The organism is Streptomyces sp. PA03-6a (genome assembly GCF_033792765.1).
Taxonomy (GTDB): Bacteria; Actinomycetota; Actinomycetes; order Streptomycetales; family Streptomycetaceae; genus Actinacidiphila.
Window position 1 is genome coordinate 1 of sequence record NZ_JARAVK010000004.1, and the last position, 22,606, is coordinate 22,606.

The 22,606-nt window shown below is 70.7% G+C and carries 9 protein-coding genes and 2 pseudogenes; 9 read left to right on the plus strand and 2 right to left on the minus strand.

Annotated elements, in window-relative coordinates; translation table 11 throughout:
• Nucleotides 1–100: 100 nt before the first annotated feature.
• From PV350_RS01670 to PV350_RS01680, 3 genes are all read left to right on the plus strand, one after another.
• Entirely contained in the window at nt 101–1,402 is a 1,302-nt protein-coding gene (locus PV350_RS01670; RefSeq protein WP_500332581.1) for a VWA domain-containing protein, read from the plus strand.
• 80 nt (nt 1,403–1,482) lie between these two features.
• A complete protein-coding gene (locus PV350_RS01675; RefSeq protein ID WP_499514984.1) occupies nt 1,483–2,601 on the plus strand; it encodes an ATP-binding protein in 1,119 nt (372 codons plus the stop codon).
• Complete coding sequence (locus PV350_RS01680; protein WP_500332582.1) at nt 2,598–5,396, plus strand: DUF5682 family protein; 2,799 nt, start codon at nt 2,598–2,600, stop codon at nt 5,394–5,396. The genes PV350_RS01675 and PV350_RS01680 overlap by 4 nt, the downstream gene beginning before the upstream one ends.
• 221 nt (nt 5,397–5,617) lie before the next feature.
• Here the strand turns inward: PV350_RS01680 and PV350_RS01685 are convergent, their stop codons facing one another.
• Nucleotides 5,618–6,709, minus strand: coding sequence for a hypothetical protein (locus PV350_RS01685; RefSeq protein ID WP_500332583.1), 1,092 nt, complete (start codon nt 6,707–6,709; stop codon nt 5,618–5,620).
• A gap of 351 nt (nt 6,710–7,060) precedes the next feature.
• Nucleotides 7,061–11,095 (minus strand): S8 family serine peptidase, encoded by a 4,035-nt coding sequence (locus PV350_RS01690; protein WP_500332584.1) that lies wholly within the window; start codon nt 11,093–11,095, stop codon nt 7,061–7,063.
• Between the two features lie 229 nt (nt 11,096–11,324).
• On the opposite strand from PV350_RS01690, the gene PV350_RS01695 reads away from it, so the two are divergent.
• The 6 genes and pseudogenes from PV350_RS01695 (at nt 11,325) to PV350_RS01720 (ending at nt 22,586) form a co-directional block, all read left to right on the plus strand.
• Nucleotides 11,325–12,302, plus strand: a complete 978-nt coding sequence (locus tag PV350_RS01695) for a helix-turn-helix domain-containing protein (protein ID WP_500332585.1) — start codon at nt 11,325–11,327, stop codon at nt 12,300–12,302.
• Nucleotides 12,303–12,381: 79 nt separating this feature from the next.
• Nucleotides 12,382–13,018, plus strand: a pseudogene (gene pnuC / locus PV350_RS01700) (nicotinamide riboside transporter PnuC).
• A pseudogene (locus tag PV350_RS01705) lies at nt 13,015–14,110 on the plus strand (AAA family ATPase). The pseudogenes pnuC and PV350_RS01705 overlap by 4 nt, the downstream one beginning before the upstream one ends.
• Nucleotides 14,111–14,854: 744 nt before the next feature.
• Nucleotides 14,855–19,759, plus strand: a complete 4,905-nt coding sequence (locus PV350_RS01710) for a DUF3320 domain-containing protein (protein WP_500332586.1) — start codon at nt 14,855–14,857, stop codon at nt 19,757–19,759.
• A gap of 377 nt (nt 19,760–20,136) precedes the next feature.
• Nucleotides 20,137–20,538: a hypothetical protein gene (locus PV350_RS01715; protein ID WP_500332587.1), complete on the plus strand. Its 402-nt coding sequence runs from the start codon at nt 20,137–20,139 to the stop codon at nt 20,536–20,538.
• A gap of 164 nt (nt 20,539–20,702) precedes the next feature.
• On the plus strand, nt 20,703–22,586 hold the full coding sequence (locus PV350_RS01720; protein WP_500332588.1) for a DNA/RNA helicase domain-containing protein: 1,884 nt from the start codon (nt 20,703–20,705) through the stop codon (nt 22,584–22,586).
• The last annotated feature ends 20 nt before the right edge of the window (nt 22,587–22,606 follow it).

Genomic DNA, 22,606 nt, shown 5'->3' on the forward strand with positions numbered 1-22,606 from the left:
GGGCGGGCGGGACGAGCGACAAGAACGGCGTCAAGGCCGAGAAGGCCGCCACCGACGCCGTGGACGTCCTGCGGGAACGCGCCGGAAGGCTGCTGCGCAAATGACCGAACAGACCACCGGGCAGACCGGGCACACCGACGGCCCCGACGGGCCTCCCGTCGCCGACCCGCACGACAACCGCCGCCAGGTCCTGTACTGGCGACTGCTGGCCCGGCTCTTCGACCCCGAGGAGCAGGCCGGCCTGGAATCGGCGAGCCTCGCCGTCGTCGAGGACATCGGCCTTCCGCCCGCCCTTCTGGACCCGCAGACCTCCGTCGACTCCATCGTGCAGCGCCACCCGGAGCTGGCCGCCGAGCTCGACGGCCTGATGACCCCCGAACCCGACCCTGAGGACGGCGCACGCGACCGGGCCGCCGAAGTCCGCCGCGCCGGGGGACGGGCGGCAGGACCGGGCGTCAGCCCGACCGGCACCGGCGGCGGGGGCACCACCCCCGACCTCAGCCGGCTGATCCCGGCCATCGGTCCCGAACTCGGCTCCATCGAGGCCGACCTCGTCAAGCGGATGCATCTGCGCGAAGTCCTGGCCGACCCCAAGCTCGCCGCACAGCTGACCCCGAGCATGTCCCTGATCGAGCAGCTCCTGCGGGACAAGAACAACCTCTCGGGCGTCGCCCTGGCCAACGCCAAGTCCCTGATCCGCCGCTTCGTCGACGAGGTCGCCGAAGTACTGCGCACCCAGGTCGAGAAGGCGTCGGTCGGCGCGCTCGACCGCTCGATCCCGCCCAAGCGGGTGTTCCGCAACCTCGACCTCGACCGCACGATCTGGAAGAACCTCACCAACTGGAGCCCGGAGGAGCAGCGGCTCTACGTCGACCGCCTCTACTACCGGCACACCGCCCGCAAGACGACACCCCAGCGGCTCATCGTCGTCGTGGACCAGTCGGGCTCGATGGTCGACTCCATGGTGAACTGCACCATCCTGGCCTCGATCTTCGCCGGGCTGCCGAAGGTGGACGTCCACCTCATCGCGTACGACACGCAGGCCCTCGACCTCACACCCTGGGTCCACGACCCCTTCGAGACCCTGCTGCGCACCCAGCTCGGCGGCGGCACCGACGGCACGGTCGCCATGGCGCTCGCGCAGCCGAAGGTCGCCGAGCCCCGCAACACCGTCGTCGTGTGGATCTCCGACTTCTACGAATGGCGGACGGAGCCGCTGTTCGAGAGCATGGCCGCCCTCCACCGCTCGGGGGTCAAGTTCATCCCCGTCGGCTCGGTGACCAGCTCCGGCCGCGGCAGCGTCAACCCGTGGTTCCGGGAGCGCTTCAAGGACCTCGGCACCCCGGTGATCTCCGGTCACATACGCAAGCTCGTCCACGAGCTGAAGACCTTCCTCGCCTGAGCGCCCCCAGGCGGCCCAAGGCACCACGAAGCAACCCAAGACAACCCGAGCAGCACCCCACCCTGCCCGAAAGGCCCCTCATGTCCGACCTGTTGCGCGCCCCCGCCGAGACCAAGTACGCCGAGGAACTGGACTGGCTGGAGTCGGTGGACGACAACCCCAAGCCCTTCTCCTGGCGCCTGTCGCCCAAGATGGTCCGCCTGTTCATCCTGGGCTCCGAGCCCTCCGACGGCCTGGACCGCGAGATCGCGCAGAAGTGGTTCGGCGACCGCAGCTTCGTCGAGCGCTCCATCGTCACCCTCGCCTCCGACCGCGGCCTGCTGCTCATCGGCGACCCCGGCACCGGCAAGAGCTGGCTCGCCGAGTTGCTCTCCGCCGCGATCTCCCGCAACTCCACCCTCGTCGTCCAGGGCACGGCCGGCACCACCGAGGACCACATCAAGTACTCCTGGAACGTGTCCATGGTCATCGCCAAGGGCCAGTCGCGGGAGTCGATGATCCCCTCGCCGATCATGACCGCGATGGAGACCGGCGCCATCGGCCGCTTCGAGGAACTCACGCGCTCCACCAGCGACGTCCAGGACGCGCTGATCTCCATCCTCTCCGAGAAGTACATCTCCGTCCCCGAACTGGACGGCGACAGCGACAACATCGTCTTCGCCAAGCCCGGCTTCTCGATCATCGCCACCGCCAACAGCCGCGACCGCGGGGTCAACGACCTGTCTTCCGCGCTCAAGCGCCGCTTCAACTTCGTCCGCATCCCCGTCGTGACGAACAAGAAGAGCGAGGCGGAGATCGTCCGCTTCCGCACCGAGGAGCTGCTGCGTCGCCACCAGATAGAGCTGGACGTGCCGCCGACCCTGCTCGACGTGCTGCTGCAGAGCTTCGCCGACCTGCGCGCCTCGGCCGCCGCGGCCGGCAGCGACGACGAGAAGCTGGAGTCGGCGCTGTCCACCGCCGAGCAGATCGGCGTGCTGGAGGACTCCATCCTGCACAGCAACTTCTTCGGTGAGCGCGCCCTGACCGCCCGCGCCCTCGCGTCCTCGCTCGTCGGGTCGCTGGCCCGGCGCGAGCCCGAGGACCTGGCGATCCTCAACAAGTACCTGCACGGTGTCGTCGAGCCGCGCAGCAAGGACGAGGGCGGCGCCTGGCCCGAGTTCCTGGAGGGCGGCCGCGACGCGATCGCCACGCTCTCATGAGCGCCAACCAGAGCCCCGACGAGGGCACTTTCGAGGCGCTGCGCAGCCAGCTCCGCGAGGCGGCCACGACGTTCGCCGACGGGCCCGACGCCCTGGAGGGCATCCTCCTCGGCATGGTCGACGACGTCGACCGCGCGGTGCGCGAGCCGCTGGAGGTCTTCCCCGTCTGCCACCACTCGCCCGCCTCGGCGGTCGCCATGGCACGCCGCCTGCGCGAGAAGCAGCCCAAGGTCGTGTACCTGGAGCTGTGCGAGGACATGACGCCGCTGCTCACCGAGCTGCGCAACTGCCGGCTGCCGGTCGCGGTCCAGGCGTACGCGAGCGAGGCCGACGGCTTCCCTGCCGACTGGGCCCCGCTGTCGGTGGTCGCCCCCATCACCGAGGCCTCGGCGGAGTACCAGGCCATCGCCTACGCGCTGGACACCCCGGGCGTGGAACTCGTCCTGGTCGACCGCTCCTCCGACCACGTCTTCCAGTGGGACGCCCGCGCCGAGCAGCCAGCCGGACCGGACGATCCGGACGCGTCGCCCACCAAGGCGGAGGCGGCGCTGCACGGCGACGCGGTCGGTGTGGAGATCGGCGACCTGCGGCCGCGCTTCGCCGAACTGGAGGAGCACCTTCTGCGCCACGGCCGCGTGCGGCACTGGTCGGAGTGGTGGCACCAGTACGTCGAGCTGCCGCTCGGCGACGCCGACCACGACACGTACCGCCAGGTCATGTTCCTCATCGGCAGCCTCTTCCGGCGCCTCGCCCCCGGCGACCCGCACCGGGTGCGCGTGGACGAGGACCGCGAGCGCCACATGTGGACCCGGATGCGCGAGCACCTGGCCGCCACCGCCACCGACCCGGCGGACTGCCTCTACGTCTGCGGCGCCTTCCACGCCGCCAGCCGCGTCGCCGAGTTCGGCGTGGACGGGGCCGACACCTTCGAGATCACCCCGCGCAGCGCCACCAAGTGGCTGCACGGCCTGATCCCGTCCAGCCACGCGGCGATCGAGGCGCAGTTCGGCCTGGCCGCGGGCTCGGTGTCGATCGCCGCGACGCAGTGGACGAAGAACCTCAAGCGGACCCGGGTCAAGCCGTACCGCCTGACGGGACAGGCAGGCGCGAAGAAGACGACGCCCGCCAAGGCCCCGGCACCCGCCCCTCGGGCCGTACCCGCCGACCAGCTGACCGGGTTCCTGCAGCGCCCGCCCGCCCTGGACCAGCTGGACGAGGCCGAACTGCTCGGCTGGTCGGTGGAGATCGTGCGCGCCGCCCGCCGCAACGGCTACCTCGCCTCCACCGCCGACGCCATCGCCGTGTTCGAGACGTCGATCCTGCTGGCCGGGATGCGCGACCGGGCCAAGCCCACGCCGTACGACTTCCAGGACGCGGCCGTCACCTGCATCGAGAAGGACGCGGTGCCCGGCCGGCGCGACGTGCGCCGGCTCGTCGAGATCATGATGGGCGGCGACCGCATCGGCCAGGTCGGCTACGACGCCCTGCCGCCCCTCGCCCGCGACGTCCACGATCGGCTCGCACCCCTGAACCTCAAGCTCCAGCAGCGCGGCGTGCAGCGCGCCCTGCTCGACATCGCCGGCCGGCCGGAACTCGGCCCGTGCTCTGACGTGCTGTGGATGCTCCGCCGTCTGATGCCCGAGGGCACCGCCCGACCCATCATGGGCGAACGGAAGCTCGGCGAGCGCCCGATCCAGGAGTCCTGGGACCTCGCCCTCGGCACACACCAGCGCGCCCTCATCGAGCTCGGCTACGAGGGCGTCAGCATCGAGCAGGTCCTGGAACAGCGCCTGCGCCGCCGCGCCTACGACCCAAAGGCCACCGCGGCGACCGTCCTGGAAGCCGTCGAGGACGCCACGCTCTACCTGAACAGCCGCCGCCTCGCCGACGAACTCGGCACCCGCGCCCTGGAGGTGCTGTCGGCCGAACGCACCGTCGACGGCGCCCCGGAGGTGCTGCACCGCGTACGCCGGCTGCTCTCCTACTACCGCACCAGCGAACCGACGCTGCCGTCGTGGATCGAGTCCTTCACCAAGGCCGGCTACGCGCATTACTGCACCCTGCTGCCGACGGCGTTCACCGACGAGGACGCCACGGTCCGCCAGGTGGCGGCGATGCTGGGCTTCCTGTTCAGTATGGAGACCCTGGCCCTGTCACTGGGTTGCGACCGCACCCAGCTGGAACTGGCCGTCGCGCAGTCCCACCCCCAGGACCCGTCGAAGACGGCCCTGCTGTGGGCGTCCCAGGTCCACCTCGGAACCCTCACCCGCGCGGAACTGCGGTCCAAGTGCGAGGAACTGCTCGCCAACCCCCTGGTGGTCCCCGCCTACCCCCGCTACCTCAGCGGCCTCCTCCACGCCCTGGAACCGGTCCCGGGCCTCGCCGACGTCGTCGTGGAGGCAGTCTCCAACGCCTTCGCCCGCCTGCCCGACCAGGTCCTCCTCCCGTGGCTCCCCACCCTGATCATGAGCCTCCGCTCCGGCGGCACGGAGCTGGCCCCCCTCCTGATCCGCGAGGCGGGCCGCATTTTCCCCGGCCGTCTCCCGGCCCTCGACGCCTGGATCCCCCCGTGGCGCGCCGCCCAGCCGGCGCCAGCGGCCCTGCACCCGGCACGACAGTCCCCCCGCGGCGCCACCCTCCTCACCGCTCACCCGGCAACGACCGACGCACTGGCCCACCTCCTGGGCTGCAACGACCCTTGGGCAACGCCAGAACCCGAGCTGGCCGGCGCGGCACTGCTCGACCGTTACCCGGAGACGGCTGAGGCACTGGAGGCGTTGTTGGCCAGGGCATGAGATCGGCCCGCGCGGCTGCACTGGACGCAGCGGATCTCGGTGCTGTGCGTGGTGACCGCGTCGGCCGGCGCCCTGTGGCCGGAGGCCCGGACGCCGGGTCGTGGGCACGGGTATGGGAACGCCATCGGTTCCTCGGCTTCCGTAGTCCGGCTTCCCGGCGCAGTGTGTGACAGCCTTCCGCGAACCGCGCACGGCGGCGGTGGCGGGAGTGCCAGCCCGGGTCACGAGATGGCCGGGTCCGACTCCTCGCGCACCGTCCAGGTCGGGCCGTCCGGGAGGGCCCGGCTCGCCGCGCCGACTCCCCGCAGCGGCAGTTGGACGATCACCGCCGAGGCGAGGGCGCACAGAAGCCAGGTGAGGAACCAGGGCAGTTTGTCGGGTCCGAACCAGAGGACGGGGGAGGCGATCACGGCCGCGAGGAGGGCGCCGCCGAGGATGAGTCCGTGCACGGGCGCGGAGAACTTGGCCGTGCGCGGCACGCGTCGGACGGTGCTGTCGGCGGTGCCCGGACTGGCAGCGCCCTTGAGGTAGGGGCGTGCCTCGTCCGGGTCCGTGAGCCCCATGACCGTCTCACCGTTGTCGGCGACGAACGCCGCGGGCAGTTCGTCCTCGATCAGCTTCCAGCGTTCCGGCCAGCAGAGCCATCCCTCCTGGCCGCCGAGGCGCAGGGCCGCCCTGCCCACCTCCCCGTCGGGACCGGCGAGCCTGATCTCGCGTCCGCCCTCCTCGAGGACGATCCAGTGGAACTGCGTGACGTCCAACTGCCCCGGTTTGTCACCACGCTTGAGGTAGCGCATCCGCACCGGCTCACCGACCCGGACACGCACCGTGTGGAGTCCGCCCCGGCCCGCGTCCTCGGACAGCACGCGCATCTTGGCGCGGATGTCGGCCTGCCTGGTCTGGCGGCGGGCGAACTGGAGCGTCTTCGCCGTCAGGACGAAGACGAGGATGATCAGCACGCCGGCGAGCACCCCGCCGGTCCCGGCGGCCAGCCGGGTGAGGAAGAACGGCGTCACGATGAGGAGCACGGCCCCTGTCGCGCGCCCGCCGTCACGAGCGGGCATCGGCAGCCGGCGCGGCACGGGTGGCGGTGAGGACGGCTGCGCGGTGGAGGGCGCCGGGCGCAGCGGCGGTGCCAGGCGGCAGGCGAGCGCCCAGGCCCCGGCGGCCGCTGCGGCCGCACCGAGCGCCGTCAGGATGTCCCACCGCGGGGCGGGCGCGTCGTAGCGCACGAAGACCAGTGCCAGGGCGACCGCGGCGCACGCCAGGGCGCCGCCGCCGAAGCCGCGGGTCAGCAAGGTGGAGTGTCGCATTTGCGTCCTTCGCCGGAGGTCGAGCCGGGGTGGGGCACCGTCTCGCGAGGCCGGGTGGGCGCACGCCGACGGGCTTTCGGGCGAGGTGCGTGGGGGCGAAGAGAGCCGACGGCCGTGCGGTGCACCAGTGTCGTCGGTGATCCACTGCGAAGTAAAGGGCCGAAGCCGCCGCGTTCATCAGCGGCGCAGCGGGAAGCAAGTCCGGTGTCCGTGACATGGATTCGTCCGTGCGAGCCACCCGCGGCACCCACTCGTGGGCCCGATGCCGCGACCGGATAGGTTCGCCTGGCCGGTAGGTGGGCGAGAAGCGGTGACCGCTTCTCGCCCCCCGTGGCACAGATCGCCCCGAGCTCAGTAGGAGAACTGGCGGATCTGACCGTCGTACGCCCCGTACGTCCAGCCCGTGCGGGTCGCCGGGTCCAGCTGGACGGAGTTCATCACACCGCCGTGGACCAGGGGACCGCCGTGGCCCGTGATCTGGAATCCGGTCAGCGTTTTCACCACCTCGCCCGTCGTGACGTCGAAGACGAGCAGCTGACCGGTGGCGTTGTTGTCCGTGACGACGGCGGTGCCGGAGCCGGCGTAGCTCGTGCCCTCCGGTGCTGTGAACGCCGCCACCGCGAGCCCGTTGGCGCCGTCCACCGCCATCCCCGTGGCGGGGCCGCGCCGTACCGCCACCGGGTCGTCCGTCTCGCCGGTTGCCACGTCGAGCGAGCCGAGGACGCTGGTCGGGACAATTTTGGTGCTGATCGCGGTGGCCGACAGGTTGTAGAGCGTGCCCGCGCCGTCGGAGCCGAAGCCGTTGCTGCAACCGGACATGGTCCCCACGAGGCTGACGCTGCGGGTCCCCGTGTTCACGCGCGGGATCTGGACGCCGCCCAGGCAGAGGGCGATAGGAGCGCCCTTCGCCAGGTAGACGTCCCCGGTGGAGGAGTCCATGTCCAGGAGGCTGTACGAGCCCTTGGCGACGCCCGGCAGATCGGCGGGGATGGGATCCTCGGTGGTGCCGTCCTTCAGGTCGACGGGCAGCACCAGGTCGGTGTTGTCGGCGACCGCCCGCAGCAGCAGCGCACCGCGGGAGCGGGCAGCGTCGACGCGTCCGACGACGAAGCGGTAGTCGGCTGCCGCGAGCGTGCTGCGTCCGACGAGGGTGCCGGTGGCGGTGTTCCAGGTCTCCACCTGCACATCGCCGCCGGGCTCCGCCTGGTGCACCGCAAGGGCGCGGTGCGTGGCGGGGGCCACGCCGAGGACCTCGTACTCCGATCCGTCGCCGCTGTCCGAGGCGATGACCGGGCCGTAGGCGCCGGTCCTGGTGGAGTAGTGGCGGATCTCGGTGGCACCGGAGACGGTCCGCAGTGCGGCGACCGAGTCGTCGCCTGCGGCGGCGAAGGACAGCACCGTGCTTTCGGCCGGGGCGACGCCGTCGTCGACCTCGAGGGTCGAGACGGGAGACGCCTGGCCGATGACCCGGTGCTTGCTGTCGAGGGCCATGACGCGGACGCCGTAGACAGTGGAGGAGGACAGGCCCAGCCGCAGGGCGTCGAGGTCGATGCTGCCCTTGGTGGCGGGCAGGACACGGTGGGCTGTGGAGGGCGCGTCGACGCCGTTGTCGTCGAGGGCCGTGCCGTTGGCGTTGGTGAAGGTGTTCAGCGAGTTGTGGAGCGTCGGGGCGGGCGCCGCGAACTCCACCTGCGCGTACTTCGCCCCCGGCACGTCGCGCACGTCGTACCGGACGGCAAAGCCGGCCTTGGCACGGGTGACCTGGGTGCTGTGCGCGGGGATGCCGCCCTGCCCGGTGACCAGCGGTGCCTGCGGGCGCTGCTCGGCGGTTCCGCCATCGACGCGGACCGGCGCGAACTCCCCGTAGGTGGTCAGGCTGGGGTTGCCCCCGAAGCCGGACTGGGCGATGCCGATGCCGTAGAGGCCACCCCCGGCGCTGAACGCGTCAGCGGGGATGGTGACCGTCCCGGAAGTGGCGGTCAGGGACTGGTGCCACGCGGCGCTGAACAGGGGCGCGAGGGCGGGGTTCCAGTGGCCGACGGTGGACACGACGAGCTGCGGGTCGTTGAGCTTGGCGACGCCGGTCATGTCGTAGGTGACGGTGACCGAGTGGCCGGCCTTCACCACCGCGGACGTTTTGGGCGCGGTGCTCTCCACGTAGCGGCCGTCGCTGGGACCGACGGTGAGGGTGCGGCGCACGGTGGCCTGGGTCCGGCCGCCGATCTGTACGCGGTAGGTGGCGGTGATCGTGCGGTCGGAGTCGGAGACCACGGGGAGTCCAGCGGCATTCAGCAGTTCCGTCGGCGTCACCCGGATCGCCGGGGTGGCGGACCGCCAGGTCCGCGCGCCCACGGTGAGCGTGTACGTGGGGCTGGCGCCCTTGGGGAGGCCGGTGACGTCACCGGCGAAGGTGACCGGGCCCACCAGGCCCATACCGTTGCCGCCGGAGGCCATGTCCCCGAGGTCGATGCGGTTCTGGTCGGTCGTCTCCAGGAACTGACCGCCCAGCCCGCCGTTGGTGACCCGGTGGGCGACCGACAGCCGTACGGCTGCGACCTGGCCACCGCGGTGCCCGAGGACGTCCTCGACGGCGGCGGTGACGTCGATCTGCCTGCCGACGTTGAGCTCGCGGTCGATCTGCGCCGGGGTGGCGACCTCGCGGCCGGTCCGCTGCAGGACGTCCCGTACCTGTGAGGGCGTCAGGTGGTGTCCGGCCAGCCCGGCGGCCTGGAGCACCACGGCGGCGGCCGCCGCGATCTCGGGTGCGGACGCGGACGTACCGCCGTTGAGGACGGGGGTGACGGACTGCGCGTCGCCGCGCTCGGTGTGGGTGAAGGCGACGATGTTGTCGCTGGGCGCCGAGAGGTCGATACGGGCGCCGAAGCCGGAGGAGAAGGTGCCGAAGCCGCTGATCCGGGTCTCGGCGGTGGTGGCGGGCCCGGTCCGGGAGGCGAGGGTGTCGTCCAGGGTGGTGCCGCCGGCGGCTATCGCGCCGCTGTCGGGGACGCGCGACGGGGTGGTGGAGTAGGCCACGTCGTCGATGTCGGTGGCTTCCTTGCCGTTCTTGTCGTTCCTCGCGGTGTCGGTGGGCGTGCTGCCGCCGTCGGGGCCGACGGCGGCCGGGGTGTACAGGCGGGTTCCGTCGTTGGAGGAGATCACCACCACGACGTGGTTCTTCTGGACGATCGAGGCGACGACGGACCGGATGTACGGGTCGTCCTCGAGGTAGCGTCCCGGGAAGCCTTGGGCGTCGGTGCCGAAGCCGAGGCTGGCGGTGATGACGTCCGGCTTGGGCGACTGGTGGGCGGCGGCCAGGAGCGCGGTCGCGATCTGGTCCATCGTCGGCTGCTGCGGGACGACGAGGCGGTAGTCGGCGCCGGGGGCGACACCGAGCAGGTCGGTGTAGTCGCTTCCGGTCCGGTCGGGGCGCTGCCGGTCGTGGGCCAGGGGCGCCATGACACTGAAGTCGAGGAGGACTTCGCCGAGGCCGGGGTCCTGGTCCTTGGTGGACGCCGAACCGCTGAGGCTTCCGTCGGGAGCCGCGACGTAGGCGGGGATCAGCGGCATCGAGGGGAGGTCGAGGTAGCGCTGACCGTCCTTGAGGACGGTGGTCGGGCCGTGGCCCTGCACGTAGGGGTCACCGGCGTCGGCCATGGCCTGGTCGGTCAGGTCGCCGATGGAGACGTTGGTGATGGTGCGGCCCGCGCCGGGCTGCTGCCCGTAGCGGCCCTGGAGGATGCCGAAGGCGCCCACCGCGTTGACGCCGCCGGCGTTGAGGAACGCCTGGGCGGAGTTGGTGAGGGCGAAGTTGGTGGGGATGGGGGAGGCACTCGGCGCTGCCGGTGGTGCGTGCTCCGCGGACGCCTTCACGGTGGCGGGCAGTCGCTGCCCGCCGGTGTTCATCGTGTTCACGTAGCGGTTCGGCTCGGCGTGGGTGATCCCCGGCGTGCCCTGGAGGGTCCGGGCGACGGCGGCAGAGTCGCGGTTCCCGGTCCGTACGACGTAGGTGCGCGACAGGTCGGCGGCGTCATCGCCCAGGCGCGTGCGAGCCGATGTGGTCATCGACTCGGTGGCCACGGCCGACAGGGAAGGGAGGAGCGGCTGGAGCGAGGTGGCGCCGACCGCGTTCAGCTTCTCGTTCACGGCGGCGCTGCTGGTCCCGGGGGAATGGGCCTGTGCCCTGTTGCCCGGCAGCTTGCGGCCGGTCACGGCGGTCTGCGGGGAGAGGGTCACCAGCACCTGGCCCGGGACGACGCCGGCGCGCTGGGCGGGCAGCGACTTCTGCGGCGACGCGTCACCGAGAGGCGTAGGGCTGGTAGGAGCGGGAGCGGCGGAGGCCGGGAGCGCGGCGGTGAGGGCCAGGATCACGACGGATGTGACGGACACGGCACCGAGCCGCCGTCTTCCGTGCGGATGGGCACGCGACATGGGACACCTTTTCAGCGGGGCGAGGGTGTGCGGGGGGACACACCGTGGCGCGCTGACGCCCACCTCAACGCAGGGCAGCGCGCTCGTTGCTGGAAGATGTCAAGTGCGGCGGACGAGACGCAAGGTGGGAAAGGTGGCCTACCTTCGCCAGGTGGCCGGTTGGTGCCACGGAGGTGTGGGAGAGGGCATGGATTTTAACGTTCTGGGGTTCACGGCGGACGCGGAGCGCGTATATACGGCGCTGGTGGGAATGCCGCGGTGCACGGCGGCGGAGGTCGCGGACGTGTGCGGCCTGACCGCGCCCGCGGCGGGGAAGCTGCTGTCCGGCCTGGTCAGGGACGGCCTGGCGGTGCGCAGCGCGGGGCGGCCGCCGAGATTCTCGGCCACGGCTCCCGATGTCGCGGTCGGCGCGCTGATCCACGAACGGGAGCAGCAGCTCGGCGAGGCGCGGGCGCAGGTGCAGCGGCTGGTCGAGACGCACCGGGAGGCTGCCAGGATCAGCCACCCGGACATGGCCGCGGAGCTGCTGACGGACCGCGACGACATCAGCAAGGCGGTGCACCGGCTGACGACCGGGGCGCGCCGCGAGGTGTGCGCCTTCGACCGCCCTCCGTACGTCGACCGGCCTGGCAGCAACCTCGACGGCCAGCTGGAGCGCCAGCGGACGGGCGTGACCCACCGGGTGATCTACGACCGCGAGGCGGTGGCCTGGCCGGGCCGGCTCCAGGGCGACATCGTGCCGAGCGTCCGGGCCGGGGAACAGGCTCGAATGCGCCCGGAGTTGCCGCTCAAGCTGGTGATCAGCGACAGCCGTGCCGCGATCATTCCCTTCAGTCTGGCGCCGGGCGGCCAGTCCGCGGCGTACCTGATCCATCCGTCGCCGATGCTGGTGGCTCTGCAGTCGCTGTTCGAGGCGCAGTGGGAGCGGGCGATCCCGCTGGGGGAGGCGGCCGGTCCGATTTCGGCGGAAACGGGGCAGCCGGATGCTGAGACCCTGGCCCTGGTGAGCCTGTTGGCCGCGGGGCTCACGGACGCGGTCATAGCCCGCACGCAGGGCTGGAGCGCCCGGACCACGCAGCGGCGCATCCACCGCCTGATGACCGAACTTGGCGCGTCCACCCGTTTCCAGACGGGGCTGGCGGCGGCGCGGCGGGGGTGGCTCTGAGCCTTCGACCGCGGGCGTAATTCCCTTGCCGGGGGTCGCGGCCCGATTCTCGGCAGGGTGACATTCATGAGGTCGCCGCGTGGTTCTCGCGGACATGGTCACCCGGATCCAGGAGCCCCTGATCACCCTGCTGGACACCCCGTCAGCTGGGTGGAAGTGCTGGGCTTCGGCAGCGGAGCGCTCTGCGTCTGGCTCGTCGCCCGCCGGCACATCGCCAACTGGCCGATCGACATCGCGACCTCTTCTTCATCCTCCTCTTCGCGGGCGCCGGACTGGACGCGGACGCCGCCCTCCAGGTCGTCTACGTGGCGCTGGCCGGGTACGGATGGTGGTCGCGGATCGCCGGTGCCTCAGTGCATCTCGCCGTCTGCTGCACCGACGCCCGCACCTCGCGGATCCTGGCCGCCGCGACGGCGCTCGCCACCGTCTTCCTGACCCTCCTCCTCGACCGGGCCACCGACTCAACGGTGCCCTTCTGGGGCGCGCTCACCAAGGCGCTCTCGCTGGCCGCTCCGTATGGCCAGTGCCGGAAGAAGATCGAGTCCTGGTACCTGTGGATCGCCGCCGACGTCATCTACATCCCGCTGTACGCGTACAAGGCGCTCTATCTCACCTCGCTCCTCTACGCGGGCTTCCTGCTGCTGTGCGCGGTCGGACTGCGCGCGTGGCTCGGCGAGTCGACGGCAGCGGCCCGTAGTAAGGAGGCCCTGGCGTGAGCGAGTTCGACCACGGGCTGGTGGGGCAAGTTCTATCCGCCGCACGCGGGCCACCACCACCTGGTCCGCACCGCCGCCGAGCGATGCAGCCGGCTCACGGTGCTGGTGTGCACCTCCGCCGTGGTCGATCCCGCTCGCGGACCGGGTGGCGTGGATGCGCGAGGAGCACCCGGAGGTGAGCATCGAGGTCGTCGGCGCGGTCGACGACATACCCGTCGACATCTCCGACCCCGCGGTATGGGACGTTCACATGGCCATCTTCCGCTCCGCCGTCCCCGATCCGGTGGACGCCGTCTTCACCTCCGAGACGTACGGCGACGAACTCGGCCGCCGCTTCGGCGCGACCTCGGTGACCGTCGACGTCGTCCGCACGACCTACCCGGTCTCGGGCACCGCCTTCCGCAAGGACCCGGTGCGCTGCTGGCCGTACCTGGCCGCCCCGGTACGCGCGTCGCTGACCCGCCGCGTGGGCGTCGTCGGCGCGGAGTCGACGGGTACCACGACCATGGCCGAGGCCCTGGCGGAGCACTACCGTGCGCGCGGCGGGGTGTGGGCGGCGACGCGGTGGGTGCCGGAGTACGGGCGCACGTACAGCGAGGAGAAGTACGCACAACTCCTGGCGGCCAATCCGAACACGCTGTTCAACGACGTCACCTGGAACTCCGAGGAATTCGAGCTGATCGCCGAGCACCAACTCGCCAGCGAGGACGCGGCAGCGCGCGCAGGTTCCCCCGTCCTGTTCTGCGACACGGACGCCCTGGCCACGACCATCTGGCACGAGCGCTACATGGGCGCCCCCAACCCCCAGGTGGAATCCATCGCCGCCCGCGCCGCCACCACCTCTGGCTCCTCACAGACGACGCCGGCGTCCCCTTCGAAGACGACGGCCTCCGCGACGGCGAACCCTTCCGCTCATGGATGACGACCCGCTTCCGCGAGGAGCTCACCCGCCGAGCCCTCCCGCACGTGCTCCTGACCGGCCCCCACGCCCAGCGCCTGCGCACAGCAGTGTCCTCCGTCGACGCGCTCCTCACCCGCGCCTGGCAGTTCGCCGCCCCACTCCCGGAGCGAGGGCGGCCCGACGGGCTGTAGTGACCCTCATTTCACCCGGGGCGGACCGAGGTGAGCTGTTCCACGGTCCGGCGCCGCGCGGCGTGGGACATCGGGCGTCATCAAGGAACGACGATGCGGAACTGACGCAGGGACGCCGCGAGATCCGATCCGCCCGCGTCGTCGTCCCGGAGGCGGTGCAGTTTCGCATTGGCGAATTCCTCGGCTGCCCGCAGGACCTCGGCGAAGAGTGCCCACCCGGCGACGGCCGATGCAGTGGCCGGCCTCCTGGGCTGCGACGGCACATGAGCAACGGCAGACCCCGCCCCGGCGGGCGCGGGCTGCTCGACCGGTACCTCGAGACGGCGGAGGTACTGGAGGGGCTGCTGGCCAGGGCATGAGGGAGACGGGGTGGGAGCCCGGTGGTGGCGTCTCGCCGCCGGGCTCCACCGCATTCCGCGCCAAGCTGCGCCTACCACCACTTGCACGGAAGAAGTCTCCTGGCGAGCCTGTGGTGGAGAGCGGTCGTGGGGGCAGCAACCGAAGTCTTCCTGACCCCCGACCGGGCCGACCGGGCGAAAACGGGGACAGTGAGGACACGCGGTGGTCCCTGAGGAGTACGCGGGCGCCGACGTAGCGATGCCTGTCTGCCTGCGGGACATGGGCAACGAATTCGTATCTCATCCTGCTGTTTCCGTCGTGCCGTCGGTTGTCCACTGATAGGGAATGTGGCAGGGGGACACGTCGTGGCGCCCTCTTCGACTTGTCCTGTGGAGGTACCCCCCTATGCCCAACCGGCCGACGACCGGCACCGCGCGTTCCGGCAGCAGCGATCCCGGGCTTGGCCGGCTGAAGTCTGTCCTGAACACGTGGCGCGATTCCCTGATCGATTTGGGTGGACGCAACCGGCTGCTCAACTTCCGTCATACCAGGACCGCCACGCTGGAGCTGACCACTCCGGATGCGTCCGCGCTGCTGGCGGGTCTGGCCCGCGGCTTGGACTTCGCACCGGTCGAGGAAGAGCTGGAGTCGGCCGACATGCCTCCTCGCCGGCGCCCTACGGACCGGTCCGGGCTGGTGACCCAGAAGGCGACTCAGGCCGCGCTGGATGCCGCACTGAACCAGCTACGGCAGAAGTCCGGCCAGATGTACAACGACTACGGACTGTGGGTGTTGTGGCTGGGCGTCGGCATGCTCGACTGGCGCGAGATGGGTGCGCACGAGAGCAGCGCGGCGCCCCTGTTGCTGGTCCCGGTCGAACTGCGCCGTGACGGACGCGGTCGTACGCGCCTTCACCTCGCCGATGACCAGGACCGGATCCACAATCCGGCGCTCGCGGTCAAGCTCGACCGGCTCGGTGTCGACTGGACCGCCGTCGCCCAGAGCGACGTCTCCGACTTCGGTGCTGTCCTTGCCGCGGCGCGCCGTGTCGCGGCCGGCCAGCAGGGATGGTCGGTCGGGGAACGGGTTGTCCTCGGTCTCTTCGCCTCGTACAAGGAGGCCATGTACCAGGATCTGCAGCAGAACGAGGAGCAGATCCTCGCCCACCCCCTGGTCCGGGCCGTCGGTCTCGGGCCCGACGCCGGTCTCCCCGACGACCTGATCGACTTCGAGCCACCAGAGCTGGACCGCATCGACGAGATCCAGCTCCCCGAGCGCACGCCGCTCGTCCTCGACGCTGACGCCTCGCAGCGGCAGTGCATCGCCGCCGCGCTGGACGGACGCTCCTTCGTTGTCAGCGGCCCGCCGGGAACGGGCAAGAGCCAGACCATCACCAACATGATCGCTTCCCTGATGCACACGGGGCGCAGCGTCCTGTTCGTCAGCGAGAAGGCCGCGGCGCTCGACGTCGTCCGCAACCGCCTGCGCAGCGTCGGCCTCGGCGACTTCGTCATGGCCCTGCACAGCGGCAGCACCACGAAGAGGGCAGTGGCCACCGAACTCGCCCGGGTACTGACCACGGAGGCGCGCGTCACCGGGGCCGCGGAACACGAACTCGACCAGGCGCGCCGCCTGCGCGAGGAACTGTCCGCCTACGCGGCCGCGATGAACCAGACCCGTGAACCGCTGCAGCGAACCCTGCACGACGTCTTGGGTCGCCTGGTTCTGCTGGAACAGGCCGATACCCCACAGCTGCCCCTGAGTGGCAGGAACACGGGCGCCGTCGGCAACCTCAGCGCCGCCGCCCTGCAGGAACTGATCACTGCCGCCGGAGCCGTCAGCCGCGCCTGGAGGCCGGCCGCCGAGGGTGAGGCATTCGCCTGGCGCGGCCTGGTGGGTGCCTCAGCCCTCACCATCGCCGAAGAGGCCGCCGACGCCCTGCGGGCGCTTCGGGCAGCCGCCGAGCGCCGGCCGTTCGCCACGGCTCTCCCCGAGCCGCGCACCGTGCACGACCTCAAGCAACTGGTACGGACACTGCGAGCAGCCCTTCCGGCCCGTCCCCCTGAGCCAGCGGTGACCCTTCCAGAAGACCTGTCGACCACCCTTGCCCAGCTCGCCGACCTGTTCGGCCTGCCCAAGCCGGGGACGCCCGAGAGCGCCTTCGCGCTTCTCGAACTGGCAGACCTCACCTCCGCCGAACGGCGCCCGCCCCGGCAATGGTTCGCCTCCGAGCCACTCGGCCGGGCCCACCAGGCCGCCGGTGAATTGCGATCCGCGCTCACCGCAGAGGCCGAAGCACGACGAGCCGCCGAGGACGTCTTTGGCGAGCAGGTCCTCACCTTCGAAGACCTTCCCGCTCTGGTACAGCGCTTCGCCGAACAGCACCGCGGGATGATGGCTCGCTTCTCCGCCCAGTACAAGGCCGACCGCGCGGCCGCGGTCGCCCTCTCCCGCAGCGGCATCTGGGACAAGTCCCTCACCGGACGGCTGGAGCAGGCACTCACCTGGCAGCGCGCCACAGCCGAGGCCGCCCGTCTTGCCGAAGCCCACCGCGACCTGCTCGCCCACTACACCCCACGCGCCCTCGACGACTTGGCCGACCTCGACCAGGCTCTGGCCACCGCCGATCGCATCGCCGAGCTGAGAGGGGAGACCGAGAGCCGGGACCTGCTCGCTTCGCACCTCGCCGACGACGCCGATCCCGATCCGCTGCCGGGCCTGCTCGCCCGCAGCGCCCGTGACGCGCTGTCCGACTGGTGCGACGCAGCTGACCAGCGGGCCACCCGCTGGTCCGAGTCCGCGACCGAGTTGCTGCAACTCTTCGACGCTCCCCGCCGGGGCCAGCTCTCCCCGGCGATGCTCGGTGCCCTCGGGCAGGCCCAGCAGGCGGTGGGCGTCTTCCTCGCCGACCCGCGTGGCCCGGAGGAGTGGCAGACCTACCGCGACGCTGTCGCCCTCCTCGACCGGCACGGCGCCGGTGACCTCGCACTGCGCGCCGCCGAGCGTACCGTTCCGGCCGAACAGTTCCCCGCCGTCGTCGAGCAGGCGGTACTCAAGGCCTGGGCCGACGCCCTGCTCGCCTCCGACTCCCGGCTGCGCACCACCCGTTCCGCCGACCTCGACGCCCGCGTCGCCTCCTTCCAGGAAGCCGACCGCCGACTGGTCGCCGCAGCGGGCGGAGCCGTCATCGAAGCCTGCAACCGGCGCCGTCCGCGCCGCTTCGGGAACGGCGCCTCGGCCGTGATCACCCGCGAGGCGGAGAAGAAGACCCGGCACATGCCGGTGCGCGAGTTGCTGGGCCGCACCCGCGAGGTCGTGCAGACCATCAAGCCCTGCTTCATGATGAGCCCGCTCACGGTCAGCCAGTTCCTGCCCGCCGACTACCACTTCGACGTGGTCATCTTCGACGAGGCGTCCCAGGTCCGCCCCAGCGACGCGATCAACTGCATCTACCGGGGCAGCTCTCTGGTCGTCGCCGGCGACTCCAAGCAGCTGCCGCCCACCTCGTTCTTCGACTCGTCCGTCGAGGACGACTCCGACCAGTACGACCAGGACGGACCCGACTCCTTCGAGTCCCTGCTCGACGCCTGCAAGGCAGGCGCCATGCGCGAGCTGCCGCTTCGCTGGCACTACCGCAGCCGCCACGAGGACCTGATCACCTTCAGCAACCGGTCCTTCTACGACAACTCCATGATCACCTTCCCCGGCGCGCTCGACCACGGCAACGACGTCGGCGTCTCCTACCTCCGGGCGACGGGCGCATACGACCGCGGCGGCCGCCGCGACAACCGGATCGAAGCAGCACTCGTCGCTGAACGCGTCATCCATCACTTCGACACCCGCCCTGGCCGCACGCTCGGCGTCGTCGCCCTCTCCCAGGCCCAGGCCTCCGCCATCGACCAGGCCGTGCAGCAGGCCCGGCTGCACCGGCCCGACCTGGACCACTGCTTCACTGAGGACCGCCTCGACGGCTTCTTCGTCAAGAACCTCGAGTCCGTGCAGGGCGACGAGCGCGACGCCATGATCATGTCCATCGGCTACGGTCCGGACGAACACGGCAAGCTCGCCACCAACTTCGGCCCCATTAACCGCGACGGCGGTTGGCGTCGCCTCAACGTCGCCGTGACCCGTGCCCGCTACCGCATGGAGGTCGTTGCCTCCTTCCACGGCACCGCGCTCGCCGACAGCCAGAAGGAGAGCGTCCAGCACCTCAAGCGCTATCTGGAGTACGCCGAGAACGGGCCCGCCGTCCTGGCCCACGACATCGTCCGAGGCCCCGACGAGACCGAGAGCCCCTTCGAGGAATCCGTCCTGAAGGTGCTGCGCGGCTGGGGCTACGACGTCCAGCCCCAGGTCGGCGTCGCCGGCTTCCGCATCGACCTCGGCCTGCGCCACCCTGACGCCCCCGGCTCCTACGCCCTTGGCATCGAATGCGACGGTGCCATGTACCACTCCTCCAAGGCCGCCCGCGACCGCGATCGCCTGCGCGAACAGGTCCTGGCCGGCCTCGGATGGCGCCTCTACCGCATCTGGGGCACCGACTGGTACCGAGGGCGCACCGCCGCCGAGCTGCGGCTGCGCGAGGCAGTCGAGCAGGCAGTCGCCCGACGTCCGCTCCCGGTCTCCGGGGCGGCGCAGACCGTTGGCTCGGAGGAGGCAGGCGGCGGGATCGGCCGTCAGCGCAGCATGCCGCCGGACGCCAGACCTGCCGTGGTGCCGGTAGAGCCCGAGCGGGTCCCGGTGGACACCGAGCCGGAGCGGCCCTGGAGCGCAATGTACGAGGTATGCGACATGACCGTCAGCTCCCTGTACGAGCTCCACACCCCGGAAGCCCGGCCCCAGCTGAAGACTCTGCTGACCAGGGTCATTGCCATCGAGGGCCCCATCCACGAGGAACTGCTGGTGCAGCGCGCCCGCGAGGCATGGGGTGTGGCCAGGGCGGGCAACCGCATCCGCGACAACGTCCGCGAGGTCGTAGGAGGGCTCGAGCGTTCCGGGATGATCTCAGTCCGTACCGACTTCCTGGACGTGGCCGGCCGGGACGAGCTGAAGGCCCGCCACCCCGACGGCGATGACGCGCCACGCAAGGCCGCGCATATTGCCGCCGCGGAGCGCCAGCTTGCCCTCTACGAGCTCGCAGCGGAATGCCCGGGCATGTCACGGGACGAATTGATCCGGGAAGCATGCGACTTCTTCGGCTGGCGGCGGATAGGACGCGACATCCGCGGATTCCTGGAGACCGACATCGCGGATCTCTACGGCCAGGGGAAGCTCATGGGCTCGGACGGGGGCATCACAGCGGTGCGGTGAGCCATGCCTCAGGCACGCGCCGCGTACCCGTGGGCTCATGTCCTTGGCCGCGGCAGTCGCATTTGCCTCCCCGTCGAAGTATTGGAGCACCTATTTGATGGCCTCAGCGAGGGCGATGCGGCGGCAGTTGCCCACCCTGACGCCCGGTTGTTCCAACGCGCGTGCCCCTCGTAGCAGTCGCTGAATGCCCTGAGGTGCGGAGATTCTCCTAGGGGCCCCCGAGAGGTGGTGCACGTTCAGGGGCACGGACGCCCACTTTGGCGGAGTGTGCCGTGACCGGGCTTACAACTCCGGGGATGTGGCTACCGTGGGTGGCCCGGTGTGCTCCACCACTGACGCGCACTACGGGGCCGGGGCCGTTCCGTCGAGGGGGAACTGTGGAGAACTGGATCTACATCCTCAACCCGAACTTGGACACCCTCGACGGGTTGCCGTCCAACCGGCACATCATGCTGCGGCTCGCCGAGAGCGCCTCACCGCACCTCGACCTGTGGCTCCGCCGACGCAACCGCATGAAGCCGGGCGACCGCCTGTGGATCTTCTTCAGCCAACCGGAATCGGCTGTCGCCGCTGTGGCCGAGGTCGACGCGGTACCCCGACCAGAGCCCGACGACTTCGAGCGCCCCTACCGAGTCAAGGCGACGTTGTTGCCAAAGGCCACTCGCGCGCTGCACCGCGAACCGGTCCCCCTCGCGGAACTGCAACTTCTCCAGGTTCGCTCGGTGCAGAAGGTCAAGGCTGCCTTCTTGCCGACCCTGTTGGCCCGATCGGGCCTGTGAGCGGGGCCTTTCCCACGAAGATGAGCCTTCACCATCATCTGCCGCATGAGTACCCTTGATCACATCGTCATTGCGGCCCGACGGGCTTCCGCTCCGCTCCGGTGGAGTCTCGAAGGACATGCCCCCACCCGCACGAGTCACTTCGTGCTGCCTGGGGGAAATCCTTGCTGCTCCGCGCGTCAGCCAGGACGGTCGCCGTCATGGCCCATGACGGGTCGCTCATCCATCACCTCATCGAGCAGTTCGTTCACATGCACGGCTACCGGCCCGGCACGTCCGAGACCCGATCCTGGGAGCGCAGCATCCCGGCACTGACTGCGGCGCTCAACGACGCCGGTCTCGGGGACGTAGAGGTCATGCTGGAGTACGCGCTGCCGCTGAACAGCAAGCGCGCCGACGCTGTGGTCGCCGGCGTGCACCCGGTCACCGGGGAGCCGTCCTACGTCGTCGTCGAGCTGAAGCAGTGGAGCCAGGCCGCCCCGCACGACGACGATCCGGAATTGTGCCAGATCGACGCCTATGCGCGACCGGTCCTCAACCCCATCGAGCAAGTACGGCGCTACTGCGAATACCTGGTCAACTTCAACGGCGCCGTCGCTGAGCATCCGGAGCGAGTCAGCGGCGTGGCGTACCTTCACAATGCGACCGAATTCGGCGTGAGCGGCCTGCGGGAGATCGAGCGGGACGACCGGGGCCGGATGTTCACCGCGGAGGGCCGGGGCGCGTTCCTCGACTTTCTGCGCAACAGGCTGAGCAATAGGCGCTTGGGCGCTCGCGCTGCGGACGAGCTCCTCGCGGGCAAGACGGTTCCGTCCAGGCAACTGATGGCCGTCGCGGCACAGGAAGTGCGCGAGCGGGAGCAGTTCGTTCTGCTGGACGAGCAGCAGGTGGCGTACCGCCTGGTGCTCAATGCCGTACGTAAGGCGAAGCAGTCCGACCACAAGGAGGTCGTGGTCGTCACCGGTGGACCCGGCACCGGTAAGAGCGTCATCGCGCTGTCCCTGCTCGGAGAGCTGTACCGGCAGGGTGTTCCGGCCCTGCACGCCACTGGCTCCCAGTCGTTCACGAAGACCATGCGCAAGGTGGCCGGCGCCCGCAAGCGCGAGGTGCAGGAGCTGTTCAAGTACTTCAACAGCTTTATGACGACCGAGAAGAACACGCTCGACGTGGTGATCTGCGACGAGTCCCACCGCATCCGGGAGACGTCCGCGAACCGCTACACCGCGGCTACCCACCGCACGGGAAAGCCCCAGATCGACGAACTCCTTGACGTGGCTCGCGTTCCTGTCTTCCTCCTCGACGAGCACCAAGTTGTGCGCCCCGGGGAGATGGGCACGGTTGCCGAGATCAAGGCGGCCGCGGCCCGCAAGGGACTCGCCTGCCGTGTTGTTCCGCTGGAGAGCCAGTTCCGCTGCGGCGGCAGCGACGCCTACCTGCGGTGGGTGGTACGGCTCCTTGGCCTCGAGCCGGGTGGTGCGGTGACGTGGGAGCCGGACGACCGCATGAAGCTCTTGGTCGCCGAGAGCCCGCAGGAGATGGAGGCGTTCCTCAAGGAGCGCCGTGCCCAGGGTTACGGGGCACGCATGTCCGCCGGCTACTGCTGGCCGTGGTCACCGGAGCCGAAACCCGGCGACCCGCTCCCGGCGGACGTTGTGATCGGCGACTGGGCCCGCCCCTGGAACCTGCGAGGGGAACGCGCTATTTCCGGGGCGCCCCCGTCCGCCCTTTGGGCGACCGACCCGGCCGGCTTCGGCCAGATCGGCTGTGTCTACACCGCGCAGGGCTTCGAGTACGACTGGTCCGGCGTCATCATCGGCCCTGACCTGGTCTGGCGCGGCGACCTCTGGGTCACCGACCGTACGAAGTCCAAGGACCCGGTCTTCAAGAAGTCCACACCGGACGCAGACGTGGACCGCCTGATCCGGAACACCTACAAGGTCCTGCTGACGCGGGGGATGGTCGGAACGGTCGTGTACTCGACGGACCCGGAGACTCGGGAGAAGCTGCGCGAACTGGTGGGCGTGGACCGGAGCGACGCTCTGGTTTGATCAGCACCCGTGCGGTCCCC